The 15,993-nt window shown below is 57.2% G+C and carries 14 protein-coding genes; all 14 read right to left on the bottom strand.

Translation table 11 applies throughout. The features are described 5' to 3' along the window. Positions 1–14 precede the first annotated feature (14 nt). Positions 15–4,421 (bottom strand): conjugal transfer protein TraN, encoded by a 4,407-nt coding sequence (gene traN, locus Atep_RS16045; RefSeq protein ID WP_213381934.1) that lies wholly within the window; start codon positions 4,419–4,421, stop codon positions 15–17. Between the two features lie 2 nt (positions 4,422–4,423). Then, positions 4,424–5,584 carry a TraU family protein gene (locus Atep_RS16040; protein WP_236786842.1) on the bottom strand — a complete coding sequence of 387 codons (1,161 nt, stop codon included), beginning with the start codon at positions 5,582–5,584 and terminating at the stop codon, positions 4,424–4,426. After that, a complete protein-coding gene (locus Atep_RS16035) occupies positions 5,559–6,740 on the bottom strand; it encodes a TrbC family F-type conjugative pilus assembly protein (RefSeq protein WP_213381931.1) in 1,182 nt (393 codons plus the stop codon). Before Atep_RS16035 ends, Atep_RS16040 begins: the two co-directional genes overlap by 26 nt. Beyond that, positions 6,703–7,170 carry a signal peptidase I gene (lepB, locus tag Atep_RS16030; protein WP_236786839.1) on the bottom strand — a complete coding sequence of 156 codons (468 nt, stop codon included), beginning with the start codon at positions 7,168–7,170 and terminating at the stop codon, positions 6,703–6,705. Before lepB ends, Atep_RS16035 begins: the two co-directional genes overlap by 38 nt. 47 nt (positions 7,171–7,217) lie before the next feature. Next, entirely contained in the window at positions 7,218–7,625 is a 408-nt protein-coding gene (locus tag Atep_RS16025; RefSeq protein WP_213381927.1) for a hypothetical protein, read from the bottom strand. 1 nt (position 7,626) lies between these two features. Beyond that, the gene (locus tag Atep_RS16020) at positions 7,627–8,151 is read right to left on the bottom strand and encodes a TrbI F-type domain-containing protein (protein WP_213381925.1); all 525 of its coding nucleotides are present in this window, start codon (positions 8,149–8,151) and stop codon (positions 7,627–7,629) included. Continuing rightward, complete coding sequence (gene traC, locus Atep_RS16015; protein ID WP_213381923.1) at positions 8,144–10,582, bottom strand: type IV secretion system protein TraC; 2,439 nt, start codon at positions 10,580–10,582, stop codon at positions 8,144–8,146. The genes Atep_RS16020 and traC overlap by 8 nt, the downstream gene beginning before the upstream one ends. 85 nt (positions 10,583–10,667) lie before the next feature. Then, positions 10,668–10,970, bottom strand: coding sequence for a TraA family conjugative transfer protein (traA, locus tag Atep_RS16010; RefSeq protein ID WP_236786836.1), 303 nt, complete (start codon positions 10,968–10,970; stop codon positions 10,668–10,670). A 53-nt stretch (positions 10,971–11,023) separates the two neighbouring features. Continuing rightward, positions 11,024–11,521, bottom strand: a complete 498-nt coding sequence (gene traV, locus Atep_RS16005; RefSeq protein ID WP_213381920.1) for a type IV conjugative transfer system lipoprotein TraV — start codon at positions 11,519–11,521, stop codon at positions 11,024–11,026. A gap of 44 nt (positions 11,522–11,565) precedes the next feature. Continuing rightward, on the bottom strand, positions 11,566–13,062 hold the full coding sequence (locus Atep_RS16000) for a TrbI/VirB10 family protein (RefSeq protein WP_213381912.1): 1,497 nt from the start codon (positions 13,060–13,062) through the stop codon (positions 11,566–11,568). Next, positions 13,059–14,024, bottom strand: a complete 966-nt coding sequence (locus tag Atep_RS15995; protein ID WP_213381911.1) for a TraK domain-containing protein — start codon at positions 14,022–14,024, stop codon at positions 13,059–13,061. The genes Atep_RS16000 and Atep_RS15995 overlap by 4 nt, the downstream gene beginning before the upstream one ends. Positions 14,025–14,041: 17 nt before the next feature. Then, positions 14,042–14,788 (bottom strand): TraE/TraK family type IV conjugative transfer system protein, encoded by a 747-nt coding sequence (locus tag Atep_RS15990; protein WP_213381909.1) that lies wholly within the window; start codon positions 14,786–14,788, stop codon positions 14,042–14,044. Continuing rightward, positions 14,785–15,063: a type IV conjugative transfer system protein TraL gene (gene traL / locus Atep_RS15985; RefSeq protein WP_213381907.1), complete on the bottom strand. Its 279-nt coding sequence runs from the start codon at positions 15,061–15,063 to the stop codon at positions 14,785–14,787. Before traL ends, Atep_RS15990 begins: the two co-directional genes overlap by 4 nt. Continuing rightward, positions 15,063–15,677 carry a hypothetical protein gene (locus Atep_RS15980; RefSeq protein ID WP_213381905.1) on the bottom strand — a complete coding sequence of 205 codons (615 nt, stop codon included), beginning with the start codon at positions 15,675–15,677 and terminating at the stop codon, positions 15,063–15,065. The genes traL and Atep_RS15980 overlap by 1 nt, the downstream gene beginning before the upstream one ends. Positions 15,678–15,993: the final 316 nt, after the last annotated feature.

Below are 15,993 nucleotides of genomic sequence, written 5' to 3'. Positions count from 1 at the left end.
GACGGGGTAGTTGACTATTTGTTCCACTCTTTGCATGTTTGAAGGGTGCGGAAGCGGGCAAAAAACTCTCCGCCCCCGCCAACGATCACATGACCGCTGAAGGTGTTGGTTCCGCTATGCAGATACGGCAGGACGTCGATATTGGCGACATACCGTCGCGCGTTGTTTAGATCGCGACTGCCGGTGCATCCGCCGCTCGATTGATACTGAACCATATTGCCGGCGCATAATTGCAGCATGTCGCCGCCATAGGGACCGTTCAGTATCTGTTGCCCGTTGATTTCGAGTCGCAACCAATCGTCGTATTGCAGCATTTCCAGGATGAACTGATTGATCTCAGAGACGTCTTCAATGTTCAAATCGGCACTGAAATGATAATCGCCGGCGCTGAGACTGCCATACTGAGACGACCCCCACTCGATATCGATGGCACCGGTGTCGGGATTCTCGTTGAACACCCAGTTCGCCACGCCGCTGTGACCGCCCTTGGTGATGGCATTGCTGCACGCCTCGCACTCCGGATAGGTATACGGCATCTTGCGATCATCATAGGCGTAGCAGTGATCAGCCTGACGCAATGTCGCGGTGTTTTGCAGCATATCTGAGGTATTTTCCCTGACGCCCTCGGCCGTTTTTGTCGCCGCCACACGCTGATCGAACTGCCCCTCCTCATCGTTCGTGCGCCCAACCGTTTGCGTGATAGGAACCGTATCCGTCGTTACCGCATAGGTCGTGCTCGGGGTAGTCGGATTGAACAGCCCTGATTCGATCAGCGCATCCAACCATTCGGACAGATCGACTTGAGCCCAGTCGACTTCGGCCAAATCGTATGGGGTAAATCCACCGCAGTTGATATCGCACTTTTTCAACGTGGTTCCGCCCGGCCCCGAGCGATAACCCTTTGAGCGCGATGCCAACAGCCCTTTCTTGATGATCTGCTCGGCGATTACGCGCGCGGCAATGGATTTATAGCAGCAATACAGTTTGCGTTTTTCCAGGCATCCGAGTATCACCACTTTTTTGTTGCAACAATCGCCCGCATAGGTACATAACCGCCATTTCATATTCATCGCCCACTCATATTCCTCCTGCTTGCAGGCAAAGATGATATGCCCGATCAACTTGAGAAGGCTGTAGACCATGAAGACCAAACTGATGGTGTCGAGGATTCTCTGGGCCGTCTGGGTCAGTATCAACTTGCCGCCCTGCTCGGTAATGATTTGACTGGCGAAATCCTCTCCCCCAATATCGATCAAAATTTTCTGAGCGCCCTTGAGCAACGCTTGATGCAGCGAGTCGATTGTGCCGCTGATCAAACCCTGCTTGGCTGTTGCATCGACTCCCACCGTAGCTGCCGTCGAGCCTCCGCTGCCTGCCCCAAACGAACTGAACAGATTGTCAAACCCGGCGGACAGTGGTTCAACGAATTTCTTCGTCACGTATTCGGAGGCGGATTTGTAAGCGTTGGTGACAGGTTTGGCAATTTCGCCAAACATCTTGGCTGTGGAGTTGTAGACGTCCTTGGTCCCCAGAAATTGCTGAACGATATTGTTTTCCGAGATTTTATAGATCAAATACGTGGCCTTGAGATAATCGAACCAGCTGGGGCCATCGGATGTGGCGGCTTTTTCCGCTTCGTTGCAGCAGTTGGGCGTCAATCCGATTTCATTGCCGATAGGGATCTTGCAATACATCGCACTACCGCCGAAGACGACGGGCGTACAGGCTTGGGAGGTGCTTGTGGGTTGCTCACCGGTTTCGGCGCACACCATGTCCATTTTCATCATGTTCAGCGCCTCCATGCCGGCGGCGGCTTGAGCGAAATCCTCGGCATTATCGCCGGCCAGATTGGGCCGGTGACATTCGGTGCCCAAACAACGCATCACACCTGAGCAGGAATCCCCCTTTTCCTCAATGGTGACGATGAAATCGCGATCCTGTCTCTCGCCACAGTCATAGGCCGCCGTTGGGTTGTAACAAACACCGGAGTAAATACCGACGAATCGGCTGTCGCACCCATCATAGGCGCTGACACGACGACAAGATCCTCCATCCAGAGGAGCGCCATCCGGTCCTTCCGTGATATGGCAATCGGTCGCCCAAATTTCGCCGTTACGGGTGAACTGTTTCAGATTTGTCAAATCCCCCATCGTCGAGCACGTCGTAAAAGGCTCACCGGTCGCCTCCCAGCACATCTTGTCGTCTAATAGCGTGAGTTCGGGGCCGATTGGCAAAGGTTCTCGCCCATCCCCGTTATCGTAATCCGGAAAATCCGCCGATGAGTCGGTGCCCCATTTTTTCAGTAATTCGACAATACCCTCGTTCGGGAGTCCGGGACCAAACGTCACGCCACCGATCGTGCGCGTTGGAGCGCTGTCAATGCAATTCAGGCGTGCCCCCTGACAAAAACCATCCGCGGCATACTGCATATATTTTTCACAGCCGGCGAAGGTGTTGATGGTCACGGCATAGACTTTGGCTACGAGACGCAGATCATGGACAGACCCATTTCCCGAAGCGCTGCCTGTGGGTGTCCAGTTATTCGTCGGCAATCCGTAATGACCGAATGACGATGAGCCGCCCGTTTGCAGATAGACGCCATCGACCGCGTAGAGATAAGGATCGGCAACCAATGGAACGTGATCATATTCAACATAGTATCCGGCACTGGAGCCGTCGGGATTGTCCGGCTTGATTTCCGTTGAGCATCCTGTACCCATGCCATTGTTGCAGCGTGAGGCGCCAACGATTGGGAAATTGGTGTTGATCGGTCCATTGACGGCTGCCGGTTCCTTACGGTATGTGAACATCGGTTTTCCATCGCCATCCTTGACCTGCTCGCCCGTCGTTGGATCGATGATAGGTTCGGCAATTTTGTTGAAGGCGCGCACGGTGAGGAAATTCTGCTCACCCAGATAGGACATGCCAAACGAACGCTTGATGGTATGACAACCATCCGGATACGGATTGACCAGTGTCTCCGAGCAAATTTCCACATCTTCGTTATCGTAGGAATTATCGACCGTTTCTTCGATAACACTGATGGTTTCACGGCTACAGAATCCAGCGAATTCCTGCGAGACGCCGGAAGAACTCGAACCGGCATTCAAGCCCCGAATCACACCGCTGGAGACACCGCTGTCATTGATGTAATTATTGGAGGCCGTATTGGCCATGATGAGATCGCTGTACTGCTTACCCTGACGCTGGGCGGATACGGCTGTACCGTCGTCATACATGAGCAGCACATTGGCCCCCGGCGATCCTGGGCACCAGCGCAGGCGATCACCGCCGATCGAATCGACCTCGCAGACAGCGGGCGGATCCGGAGGGCAAATCTGCCCCGGAACCGGATCGGAATAGGTCACTTCAGTGCGGTATAAATCCGCCGAGATGTAAATCTCGCCGACCCCATAGGGGATGGTGTAATTGATGACGGGCGTAAAACCGTCGCGCGGCTGGCCATAGCTCGAGAAATAGCTGTCCGGAGCGACGACATAAGGGCCATGATGGAAGTAGGCCAGCTTGTGGTTATAGGTGAAAAAGTTTTGGTTTTTCGGATTGGTGTAAGGGGTATAGGTATAGCGAATTGCAAAATCGTTGTCGACGCGCTCCCACCACTGCTGCGCCACACCGCCGAGCGTGGGCCGTTGCAGCTGGACCTGTCCCTTGCGATAGAACGAAGGGGTCGTAACTTCACGATACTCGACCGGATTCGTGTTTGGAATTGGCTCCTGATGCACGTCGAAGAACTCGACCTTGAGGATGCGATGTTCCGGGGAAGTCTTGGCCTGATAGATGTCTTGTCGATCGAGCAACAGGAACTGGGTATTTCGGCATCCGAGCCGGCTGAGATTCTTGCGATCCTGCTCGGAGAGCACTTTGGCCTGGGCCGGATCGCTGTAGATGGTCGCTCCGGTCTGATTGATCAGATTCAGATCCGTCTCGCTGTAGACCGGCATGATCTCGGAGAAATTGACGGTTGAGGATGAGGTCTGGTTGACCCCCGGCTCCACGCGCGTCTGGTCCAGGCTGTAGTTGCTGACATCTGATGTTGAGTAGAGACTCTGGGCAAAGTCGCTTCCGCGTTGCGCGCCCTGGACGATATCCCCCACCTGCAACGGCTGGTATTTGTCGGCGGCGCGTCCGGCCAGATCGGCGTCGGCGGGCCCTGGATCGAGATTGGGCGTCCTGACCGGCGTGTTGTCGTCCATCAAGTTGGGCAGACGTACGGTCCCCTGCCCTTGATTCCAGTCATTACTGAGCTTTTTGGCGCGCTGATTGACGAGTTGCGCCTCGGTCGACTCAGGGAGGCCTTGGGCATACGCCTGGTGCCACTGGATCGGCCACACGACCGACATCCAGACCAACATGAAGCGTGCACCGACCCGCATGGGGCGGCTCAAGGTAGGCTGCTGCATATTTAACTTCCAGGTGTGAGTCCGAAGCAGCAGTCGGTCCATTGGAACAGCATGTAGGTGTGGTCCTCGCCGGTGGCCGGCACATCGCGCCACATACCCCAGCCGGCGGTGCCGGCCCCGGTGGCGTGGGTGCAGGTTCCGCCGCGCGTCGGCGGATTGACCAACCGCACCTGACCGGATGAACCGGATCCGCCCCCGCCGGACGAGCGTCCACCTTCCGGCGAGGGAGCCAACATCTGCCAGCGGAAGGCGTCTTTGCGCAGGATGAAGCGCGCATTGCGCTCGCACAGGTTGTCGTCGCCGATGGTTTCGTTCATCAAGCCCAGGCGATGAAGCATGGCGATCGAGCGTGTTGCCATGAGACTGCTGAAGCGCACCGGATCGACCATGCGTCCCATACCGTTGAAACCGGTCATGGGATAGATCTGCCCCCAGGCACCGGCGACCCAAAACAAGTTGTTGATCGGATTGCCGAGGGTCGAGGACACCGCATCCACGGGCATGGCGAGAAACGACTTGGCGTTGGCCAGGAGCATCATTTCGGGGTTGAGAAACGTGGTATAGCGTCCGGTGACGTCGTTCTGTGTCGGAAACAACGGACTCATGTGCATGACATCGAAGTCCAACAGACCGTCTGAAGGGCAGGCCCCCTCATCGAGGAGGCGCAGCATGTAGATGAGCGGGGCGGAATACAGGATCCAGTTGGCGAAGGCCTCTTGGCGCTGCCCCCTTCCGCGATTTGCGCCGCCATTGATGAAGTCGATTCCCCCCACGGGGATCTCTAGTCCGCCCAATGAAGGGAGACAGTATGGTTTGCGGGTGATATCGATGATTTTGGAGGGCGCCCAGAAACCGACGGTGAAGCCGATTTTTGGCAACTGCCCTTTGGCGAGGTTGCCGCCGCAGACACAGATCGCCTTTCCAGTAGCGTCACTGGGCACGCCGGACTTGCCCTTCATGAAGGTCGCGCCCGCAATCCGCATCGGAAACATCCCGGACCAGCACACATCTGAAAACATGGTTTTCAGCGGGCTGTAACTGTTGCACCCTAGCTTCATGCCTTCAGCTTTCAGTGGCGCGCTCGCACAAACAAGACCGATCGCGGCAACAGCCGCGCAGAGCGGGCGGCGACAGCGATCAAGGGGCAAATGACGGTGGCTCAACGTAACGAATCCTCAGACGGTCCCCGGCCTGCTCGACGATGGCGGGTACGGCGCGCACACCGAATCGATCGCTCATGCGGCCGAACCAGGGATAGGTTGGGCGTTGCAACTGCTCGGACAGTGCGACCGTTCCAGGGCGGCCATCGGCGGCCTCGGCCCCGACGACGAACAGATCGGCGTCGGCATACTCACCAGCAATCCATTCCTTCACTAATCGCCTCTGTCGTGGATCACTGGCATCGAAGACGATGATCGGCACCTGGAGGCTTGTGAAATCGAGGATGTTGTATCGGGTTCCTGCGCGCGCCAGTAACACTTCCGGGTTTCCATTATACTCAGGAATTACAATGTCATGTGGAACAATAAAAACCGGCGTGAAAAAATCTTCAGAGTTCCGAGTCACCGTCGGCAGATCGAACTTCGGTGACAGATTGTCAGCCACGCGCGATTGCGCGCGCTGTAAGGCGGCTGTCCAGTCGTAGTCGCGCACGCGCTCCTCAATGACGGTCAGCATGTCGGGTTCAGCAATGGCGTACAGTTCGCCGACCACGAGGGGGCCACGACGGCGCACATTCTCTCGTGCGCCTTCCAGGCTGATCGTGCCCTGCACCTCGTACCATTCATCGCCGTCCTTCACCAGGAACACGGGAACAGAGTCGACTTGATAGGTACGGAACGCCTCGGGGTCGATTTCAATGAGGATGTCGTCGCCTTGCGGATCGGGGAACAGGCGACGCAGCCGCCCAATCAGTGCGCCGAGTTTTTGCGGCTCGAAGCCTTGCAAGACAAAGCGCACTTGGCCCGGCGGTTCCTCGAGCGCCTGCTTGAACAGATGGCGAAGCGCCCCTTCCGGCATCCCCTCTGAGATGAAGACCTGCATGGAGTAGTCGATCGTCGCCTCGGCGCTCTCCGGTGCGTGCTGGAGATAGCGATCCACGGCCGCCTCCATCCATGCTTCCTCGCGGGAGTACGCGGTGGAGAAGTTCGCGATCGCGAGCCCGGCCGCCGGCTGTGGCTGAAGGGGGCGCTGCGCCGGAGCCAAGTCGGTCCGGTCGGCCCAGGGTTGGCGCGTCAGTCCTGTGTCGGCGGCTTGGACGAGATGGCTGTGGAGTGCGAGACTAAAACAAAGGGTGAGCGTAACCGCGGATGGCTTCACGATGGATCGGTCCCCAGTAGCGTGAGTCAAAACTCTCTTGCGTCGATCCCAAGAGGAAATACTGACCGTCGGCCAGAGTCAGATTCAGATCGAAGTCGCCGGGTTGTTTACCAGGGAGGCTTTTGGCCAGCCACAGCCGATCCCGATGCAGGCCATTGATATAGAGTTCGGTGCCTTCGATACGGATCTGATCGCCCGGCACACCCGCGATACGCTTGAGGATCCGCGCCCCTGGGCGCGCACCGAGCGGCAGACCGGAGTCGGGCATCGTGGCGACGACGAAATCGCCGCGCTGTGGCGGTCTATCGACCTGCATATGCATCACGAACAGCGTAAAAGGCAGACACGACGGCTCCCCCGTGAAGCGTTGCACATCCACGCCGAGGCGATAGTCGCCGGCACGCCAGAGCAACACGAGGACCAGTGACACAACGAAGAATCCACCGACCTGGAGCAGAAAACGGGGAGATAGGCGTCTCATCGCTCCTGAGGCTCCCCCGCTTCGCTGTCAATGGCCGCCGCTTCCGACTCTGGAGCCAACAGCGTGTAGAGTTCCGGGTCATACTCCCGAAGCCAGTCGTTTGCCTCGCGGGTATCGGTACGCGGGCCATAGACATTGTCGAAGTCGGCCTGACAGTGCGGCTGTCCGAAATACGCTGTCATTTGCGCGTGTGTCCACTGAGACCAATCCTCGACGTCCGCCCAAGAGCGGCTCATGTCACGCCGAAACAGTGCCTCTCCGGTAAAGGGCACCAGGCCCAGGGCACTATGGACCAGCGTGGTGGCGTTGTTGATACGCCGGCAGGCATCCGCCGGCCAAAACACGAAAGCCAGTGCTCCAAGGATGAAAAACAGGATCCCTCCCCCAAAAATTTGCCCCACCATCTCAATAACCCTCGCGGCGCGTTTCGGGTTTGCGATCCATCAGCCCCTGTTGCAACAGCTGCTCGCGCACCTCGTCGGTGATGTCCCGAACCTCGGCGGGTGCAGCCAGCACGGCGGCGCTCCGGAGCACCACATGGCCACGCGCGGCGTAGGCTTGGATCTCGCGCAGAAGCCCATCGCTGAACCGGCGGCTGCGTTCCGGCATCTCCTCGGACGGCAGCTTGTTTTGCGCCACCAGATCCCCTAAAGCGTCGATCGCCTCTCGGGCCAGGCGCTCAGTGTCGACCATCAGCAGGGCCGGTGCGCGGCTCGGGGTCTCCAGTGTGGCGGGCATGAGTCGCTGGACGCCGGCCGCCGTCAGCGCCGACAGGCCGACGATGATGACGAGATTGATCAGAAAGTCGCGCGTCGGATGTGAAGACGCAGCCGGCGCCGGCACCGTCACAGCGGTGGGTTCGACGGGGTCGGCAAGTTCGATCGAGTCCGATTCGATCGCTTCGGGAATAGTCGGCTCTTTCTTAACCATGAGTCGCAATGAACTCCTCGATCGCCTGAAGAGGCGTGGCCCCCGCCTCGATGGCATTGATGACTTCGGTGCGTTCCGCGCCCGATGTGGAGAAAAGCACTTGCGAGAACCTGTCCACCACGAGTCGCGCGACGCCCATGCCTTGATTGGAGTACACCATGATCTCGGCATATTTACCGGGGATCGTGTGCACGGTGCGCAAGAGGTAATACCCATAGGGACCGAGCGCCAGGTAGCCTTCGCGCTCGACCTGATCGATGGATTCGGCTGTCTGACGCAGGATGAATTTGAAGGCGCTGTTGTCGGCGATGGCGCGTCCGGAGGAGGAGCGATAGAGATCCGCAATGGATTGCGTGATGATCTTGGCGGCCCCGCCATATTTGCGGAATCGCCGGTAGGCGTGCTCCATGAATCGACCGACCATGGGGTCGTCGAGCAAGTCCCAGGCTTCGTCGATGATGAGCAGCTTGGGGCGACCATCCTTGGAAAGGTACATTTCGCGCTGAATGGAACTGATGATCTGCATCAGCACGACCTGCTGAAGCGTCCGTTTGCCCTTAAGCTCCTCCAGTTCCAGGACTACCAGATCCTTGGTCAGATCCAGGTTGCTCACACCATCGAACCAGTAGCCTTCGGAGCCGTAGCGGGTAAACCGGTAGAGCATGGCACCGATATCCGCCACGCGCGGATCGGGCTGATGGCTCATAAACTCGGCTACATCTGTGATGGTGGATGACTTCCCCATGCGCCCCCAGACAGCCTTGACCGCCTCCTCGATGCGCGAGCGTCGATAATCGTCCAGCCCCTCCTCGGGTGCGGCCATCTTCTCCACAATGGCCTGAATCAGGCCGACCTCCTCATCGATCTCCTCGACACTCGAGAACGGGTTGAGGCACAGTCCGGATGTCGGCCCGAATTCAATGAACGAGCCATTGAGCAGGCGCGTAAGTTTGTAATATGAGCGTCCGACGTCGATGACCCAGACCTTGGCACCCATAGAGAGGTAGTCCATGATGACCTGCTGGGTGAAGAAGGATTTACCGGAGCCCGACTCGGCGAATACCACGGAGTTGTAGTTGGTTGACGAGTCATAGAGATCAATAGGCATGATCTGCCCGCGGCGGCTCGCCAACAGCAGCGCATGCCCTTTGCCGTCCAGACGCGCCGTTCCCTTCCATTCGCCCAGGATGGGCACAAATGTCAGGGCGTGTTCGACAGCCATTGTTTTGAAGCGGAAGGTATTCTTGATGCTTTCAACACTCGGGAACAAGGGGAATGCATTCCAGAATACCGGCAGCAGAATACGCCGCTCCTCTCCCATGGTCATATCAAATGACTGCATGTATGTGCGCATCGCCGAGACCTGGCGCGAGGCCTCTTCCTTGTCCTTGGAATAGACTGTCATGGTCAAGGCCGCCTCGACCACGGTGGCACCCTGCTCAATGGCATGAATGAGAACATCCATGCCCTGTTTCTTGAAGGCGAGTTTAGGAACAAACCGCAACAGTGGGCCAAAAGCCTGATAGTTGATCAGGCCGGCTTTTTGCCGCATCGCACTGACTTTTTCGTGTTGATTTGGATAATGCAGCGTAAGGTTGATATGGTAAGGGAGCTTGACTTGATTGTTAGCCCCTAGCGGATCACCGATCATATACGCCATCAATGACAGCGCATTACTCTTGGGCCAGCGCGAGACGCTGAGAATCTGCGCGTAGACTTCATCATTGATGATCAGGGAATCCTTGCCCACATCCAGGCTCTCGCCCGCAACAAAAACTTGATGATTGAGTTGTTGCTCAGGACGAACCGGATCGGTTTTGGGCGGGTCGAACGGATGTGTCAACCGATAGGCCAATTCCAGGTATTGCGCTGCGGTCATGCGACGCAAAAACAAACCGATTGCTTGGAGTGATTCAGCCAGCTTGGCACCGGTTTCCGCCAAAATTTCGATGTCTTCTTCTGAGGGCGTCAAACCTTGATACGGCGTCTTCAGTGTCAGAACCACCTTGCGGTCGAGAATTTTGACACCGGTTGAGGGCAGCAATGCCTCATATTTTCCCGAATCGATAAAGTCGGCGCGACGCTCGTAGTAGGCACTCAGAACCTCACGTGCATCGGGGTGTTGAATTTGGTTGAGGCCGTTTTCGCGCCGTTGCCGATAATTGTAGATCGTCGTGTCGATATCGGGCATCCCCAACAGCGATATCTGCACGAAGCTACCAGCCGGCAACGGGATCGAAAATGCGCCTTTGAGCATTTCTGCTGTTGTATCGTCGGCCCCATTGACGGGGTCGCCCCAGTAGCACAAGCCCAAATGCCCGTCTTCACAGAGAAACACCCCCGTATCCGGATCATAGGCGGACACAGGGATAAAATCGTCTGGTAACGTGCGTTGCGTCAAAGCACCCAACGACTCAAAGACGAAAGACATAGCAACCTGCTTCTGTGGCGAGTAGACGCCCGACGCCCGTCGGGCGCTGGGGATCGGGATGCCCAGGGCATCCCGCGATGAGGGCTTAGATCGTGTTGACGATAGGCAGGCCGGCGGTAATGACGCCATCGATGACATCCGGGCCGAAACCGGCCACCAGTGCCATGGCCACGCCCACGACCGCGGCCATGACCGACTGTTTGATAACGCCGATGCCCAGGCCCACCAGCAGGGCCGCCACGCCCATGGTCTTTCCCAGGGTGCCGTTGGCCCAGCCCGCGACCTGCTCGTGGACTTGGGTGAACTCGGTGCCGCCGGCACCGGCCATGGCTTGCAGGGAGGCACCGAAAAGGAGGGCGGCAACGGTCAGAATGGTCGTCTTCTTCATCTATTTTCTCCGCAAAAAAGCCGTTTTACGGCATGTGATGATAGGTGGAACGGTTATTGGATAGGCAAGGATTGAAGACCGAGCGAATGCCGGATTTCAGGCTCGCCAAAAGACCAGCTTTGAGATTTGACCTCCGTAAAAACGTATCCATTGGCATGCAGGTTGTCGTTTTGATCGACCCACGGTGCAATCCAGATCCGGGCAACCTGAGCGGGCTCACGGATCGGCTTGAAAGGCGGATCATTGGCATTCCCGGAAGCGGATTGTGCTTGCGGGGCTAAATCCAAAGCGCGTTTCAGGTAGATGTCCGATTCATCTTCCCCCTCTTTATCTTTACCCGCTTTCCGTTGCCCACCACCGCGCCATTGTTTGGGGGTCCGCCCCATTTCAACGGACGGTGGTGCATGATGGGTTTCGGAATACACCTCTATGGGCGTCGGACACTCATCGCCTTTACAGGCAAACTGAGACTCACCCGCCGGATTGAGTGCGGCGCATCCCGTCATCAGGGTTCCTAAAGCGCTGATTGTCAGCAAGGCTGCCTTTTTCACCAAAGACCTCTCGGCTGTATTTCTGTGCATGGACAGATAGATAGCTACCACCCAACGCCGCTGCCAAAAGTAGGCTGACCGGATCGCCGCTGCGCATCAAAAGCGGCATCCAGGCGTGGCATCGTTGGCGGTTGTGCCGGCGAAACCTGTGGCGGGGGCGGCGCGGGGTTGGAAGGCGTTGAGGCGGCGGCCGCCGACGCCTGGGGCCTCGGTGTCTTGCTGCTGGAGTCGGCATACAGCTGAAGACTGGTCGAGCCTTTCAAGGGCAAAGTGCCTCCGCGCGTCACGACGATCGTCCCCACCTCACCGGCCGGAACCTCGACGACCGGAAATGTCTCCTTGGCCATATCGAGATAGAACTTCGCGACCATGTTGGCGGCCGAAGACAACCCAGAGGCCGTCCCCGACTGAAACACGGATGAAAGATTCTCCTGCTCATAAATAGATTTTCCATCCGGATTAATATTGAGCGAGTCAACCTTGTCGACATCCAGCGCATCACCCAGTCCGGCAAACACACCAGCCAGCAGGGAACGCGCGATCATTTGTCCTTGTTTGCTGACCAATCGGCCCGGCATTCCGACCTTCCCATCCGTTCCTACGATGTAGGAATCCAGTTTGGTTTCGAATACCTGGCCATCTGTACGCACGCACGACAGCGTTTCAGCCCTCATGATCACGCGCTCACTGGACAACTGTCCGTACCCGGCCGCCAGCAGAAAGCACTCGCGGACATCGATGGAGGCATAATTCGGGAGCACGGCTTCGCGCTTGATACGCATGACCACAGGGGTCGGATTTTTTTGGGCCGCTGTGGTTGTGGGTGCATCGAGACCGTTGAGCAGAACCCCAGTAAACATCGAACCGGCCGGAATGTAGACCTTCTCATCGGCGGACTCTTCGGTGGCGTTGATTTCGCGATCGATGGCCTCGCCTGTAAGCTCACCCGCTTCCGAGATCACCCGAAATTGCGGTTGCGCAGGAACCGTGGACGGAACCGTGGACATCGGCGGCGGCAACGCCGGAGGAAGCGACGGCATTGCGGATGGCGTCATCGCTGATGAAGGCGCAACATCCGAAAATGGCGGCGGCGCTTCCAGAGCGAACGCATCGCGACCATCGCCGCCCTCGCGATCGGGCGGCTCTTCGGCCAGTTCCGGCGCAAGCGCTTCAGGGTCAAAAAACTCCGCTTCGTTGACGCTGAACGTGTCCATATCAGGGCTGCTTGCACCTGGTGCCTCGCGCTGCTTGCGCTTAAGTTCTTCGTTCTGTTCGCGAAGCTCGCGCGTTTGATTTTGCAGATCCTGCAACTGACGCTTCATGGCTTCCATTTCAGCGCTGAATTGCTCGACGCCCGTCATGCGTTGCGGCGAGACCACAGTGACCTCGGGGCGATCGGCCTGAGGGCGTTGCGCCGCTTCGCGCTCCACCATGGACATCAAGAGCGTTGAAACGGCCAGCACACCGCCAAGGACACCGCCAACCAGCACGCTGCGACGTACACCGGGATTGAGTCTTTTATAGGATTCGACAATGTTCAACGGCCTGCTCCTGGTTTGTCGGCCAAAATGAACACATAGCCGTCTTCATTGGGAGCCAGCGACAGACGGGGAAAGAAAGCGACCGCTCGAACCCCTTTGCGGTAGAAGTTATTTTCATGCAGGTCGAGCGCCCTTTTTCCTCTATTGCTGATGCGATAACGATAAACATCGATGATCGATCCTGTGAAGACTAGATCCGGGGTGATTCGCAAATCACCCATTTGGGCAACCCCGCCCTCGAGTGGGACATTTGAAAAACCATCGACACTTCCACGTAGCGCCTGCGTCATCACGGCACGGACATAGCTGGTATAGTCGGCTTCTCTGCCTGGAAGCCCGCCCTTGCCTCTGGGAGCATTGGGCGTCAAATCTTCAGCCGCCCGCAGATCTTCAAGTTTTACGATCAGATTTTGTCCAGGAATGCCGTCCGTCGGGATGACGGTCAGCGAGATCGTCTGATTTTTGTTCTCGGAGTCGACAATGAAAATCCCAATGGGACTGGAACTGGCCGGGATGTAATAGACATCGGAACCGATGATCTTAACCGACGAGTTGGATGGATCGATCACAATAGGCTTAAGAAATGGCGTGGCAATTCGATTCATCAATGAAGCGCTGAGCTTGACGACCTCGTTGACGCCGAGTCGGGTATGCAAAACCCACGGGCGCAGCGATGGATCATCGTTTTTGAGTCCAGGCAAGTGAATGTCACGCAGCGCCGGATCCATCGGGATGCCCCCGGCTTGCCGGGCTTGCTCGATCGAGCGTTCCACATCGGCTAACGGCGCGGGTGCCGCCGCCAGTGGGACTGACGGCACAGGGGCCTGGCTGACGGTCTCGCTTTTACCTGTTCCATGTCGCTCGACGAAGCGACCTGAACCGGCGTCCGATTTCGCCGCCGCGCCATGGGCAGCGGCCGCTTGAGCGACACACATCAACGGAATTAAAACGGCTCTTTTCATAAAAATCCGCCTAAAAATCAGCGCTCGTCGGAAGCGTCTTCCGAAACCGGAACACTTTCAAAGGCCGTTTGCGGAAGCGGATTCTCAGGAAGCGGATTCTCAGCTTCAGCCTTTGGCGCACGCATCGAAACCGGCAAGGCGTGCTGCGGAATGGGTTGGCCTTTGCGGGCGCTGTTGTTGATGTGCCAGGCTACAGTCCGGATGACGCTACCCTCGTACGAGGTGAAATGACTGACCCATGGACGCCCCTCACGAATCCGAACACCGATTTCGTAGGTGACGGTTTTTTGTTTGTCCTGACTGAGTCCGCCTTTTGTAATCAGCGACCCGGTAACAAACACACGCGAGGTTTCCGACTCGAACTGGATCGTGGATGGCTGAAACGTTATCACCGCACCACTGGTTTTGAATACGGGATCCTGAATGATAGCCAGCGCTTGCCGGCGGAATTCTGTGTAGATGGCGGGGTCCATAAAGGCACTGACCGCATCCAGGACGACCGTGGATGACTTGGGCTGAATATTGCCGACCAGTGTGGCTACATAGAGTCCGAAACTCTTGAGGTACTCCTTGTTGGCCGATGACCACGCGACTTCTACCTGTGCATCCAGATGCGGCGGAATGATGACCAGTCGCTCGTGGGTGTTGTTTATGGCTACAATGGCATAGGTCAAACCTCCAGCCATGATGACATTCGAAGCCAGCATTCCAATCGAAAGCGACTGAAGGCGTTCCATGGAGCGCAGGGCATTTTTGAAGTTCATTTGCAAGCCTCGCGCATCAAACCATTGGCAAACCGTTTATTCATCGACATCAAACCGGACCACCAGGCCATGTGGAACAAAAAACCGTCCATATTGGAGCTTTTGAATCGCGAAAAGTAGCGACCAAAAGCCCAGGACAGGGCGATACCAATCAACAACTGATCCCACATGAAAAACAGAATAAAAATAGTCAGGATCGGAAAAAATTCATCAACTTCCCAGAAGAAAACCTGCATCTGATCGTCGACGTAATTGGGAATCGGTTTCTCCGTCATCAGTTTCCAACCTTCAGCAAGGCCACGGCGTTGATGCGTTGATTGTATTTAGAACCGCCCATGACGAAATTTTTTGGGTCGGCACCGCGCTGCACCAAACGCTTGGAGAGATCCACCCAAAGGGCGGTCATTTCGCGGGTGGCGACTTCGTCCATCGGTCCGGCATACAGGAACTCGACGAAATAGCGCTCATCACCACGCCCCTGGAACGCATTCAGGGCCAGTTCGCCTTCGGCACTCAGACGCCCTTCATGCACACCGAAAAACACGGCCTGCACCAGTTGCTCGTCGACCGATGTGGAGGATGCCTGATGGCTCAATGCGCCCTGTTGAGCGCCGTGCCGCTCCGTCGCCCGTTGGATGCGGTGACTGTTCGGATTGATCCCCTCGATCCAGCGTACGCGCTCCATGGGGCCGAGTTGCGCGCCGGTCAGTTCGGTCTGAACAAGCTCCCGGCGTGGTGAGGGCTGCAAAAAGGCGCTTTCCACAACGAATGGACGCTCGACCCAGGCGATGCGCGGCGTACGCTCGATTTCGACGAAGCGCGGAGCACATCCGGTCACGCTGAGCCACAGCGCAATGGAGGATACCGCGATGACTGGTGAGCGCTTCAATTCGACACCTAAAATTTACAATGTAACTTCATTTGTAATCATACATTGCAAAAAAAAAGATGCAAGTATCTGTCGAGGATGAGTGCGCAGAAGCGCCAAGCGCCGTGCCCCGAGGGGGCTGTGGCGCACGGGATCGGTCCGGAGACCGTCCGCCTGGACGGTGCATCAGTCGCTGCTCACGAGCAAAAAACAGGTTGAGTGCACGCCGCGCGATGACCAGCGCGGGCGTGATGGGGGCCGAGGCCATAGCGCTCGGCGAATTTCTCCCGACCGATCAGCGAGGTGTAGGCCGGGTTACGGCTGAGGACTGGGGGAA

The organism is Allochromatium tepidum (genome assembly GCF_018409545.1).
Classification (GTDB): Bacteria; Pseudomonadota; Gammaproteobacteria; order Chromatiales; family Chromatiaceae; genus Thermochromatium; species Thermochromatium tepidum_A.
This window is presented reverse-complemented; position numbering and strand designations above follow the sequence as displayed.

Coding starts and splice junctions, on each gene's coding strand:
- traN (WP_213381934.1), bottom strand. CDS start 4,421: ATGCAGCAGCCTACCTTGAGCCGCCCCATGCGGGTCGGTGCACGCTTC.
- Atep_RS16025 (WP_213381927.1), bottom strand. CDS start 7,625: ATGGTGGGGCAAATTTTTGGGGGAGGGATCCTGTTTTTCATCCTTGGA.
- Atep_RS16020 (WP_213381925.1), bottom strand. CDS start 8,151: ATGGTTAAGAAAGAGCCGACTATTCCCGAAGCGATCGAATCGGACTCG.
- traC (WP_213381923.1), bottom strand. CDS start 10,582: ATGTCTTTCGTCTTTGAGTCGTTGGGTGCTTTGACGCAACGCACGTTA.
- traA (WP_236786836.1), bottom strand. CDS start 10,970: ATGAAGAAGACGACCATTCTGACCGTTGCCGCCCTCCTTTTCGGTGCC.
- Atep_RS15995 (WP_213381911.1), bottom strand. CDS start 14,024: ATGAAAAGAGCCGTTTTAATTCCGTTGATGTGTGTCGCTCAAGCGGCC.
- Atep_RS15990 (WP_213381909.1), bottom strand. CDS start 14,788: ATGAACTTCAAAAATGCCCTGCGCTCCATGGAACGCCTTCAGTCGCTT.
- traL (WP_213381907.1), bottom strand. CDS start 15,063: ATGACGGAGAAACCGATTCCCAATTACGTCGACGATCAGATGCAGGTT.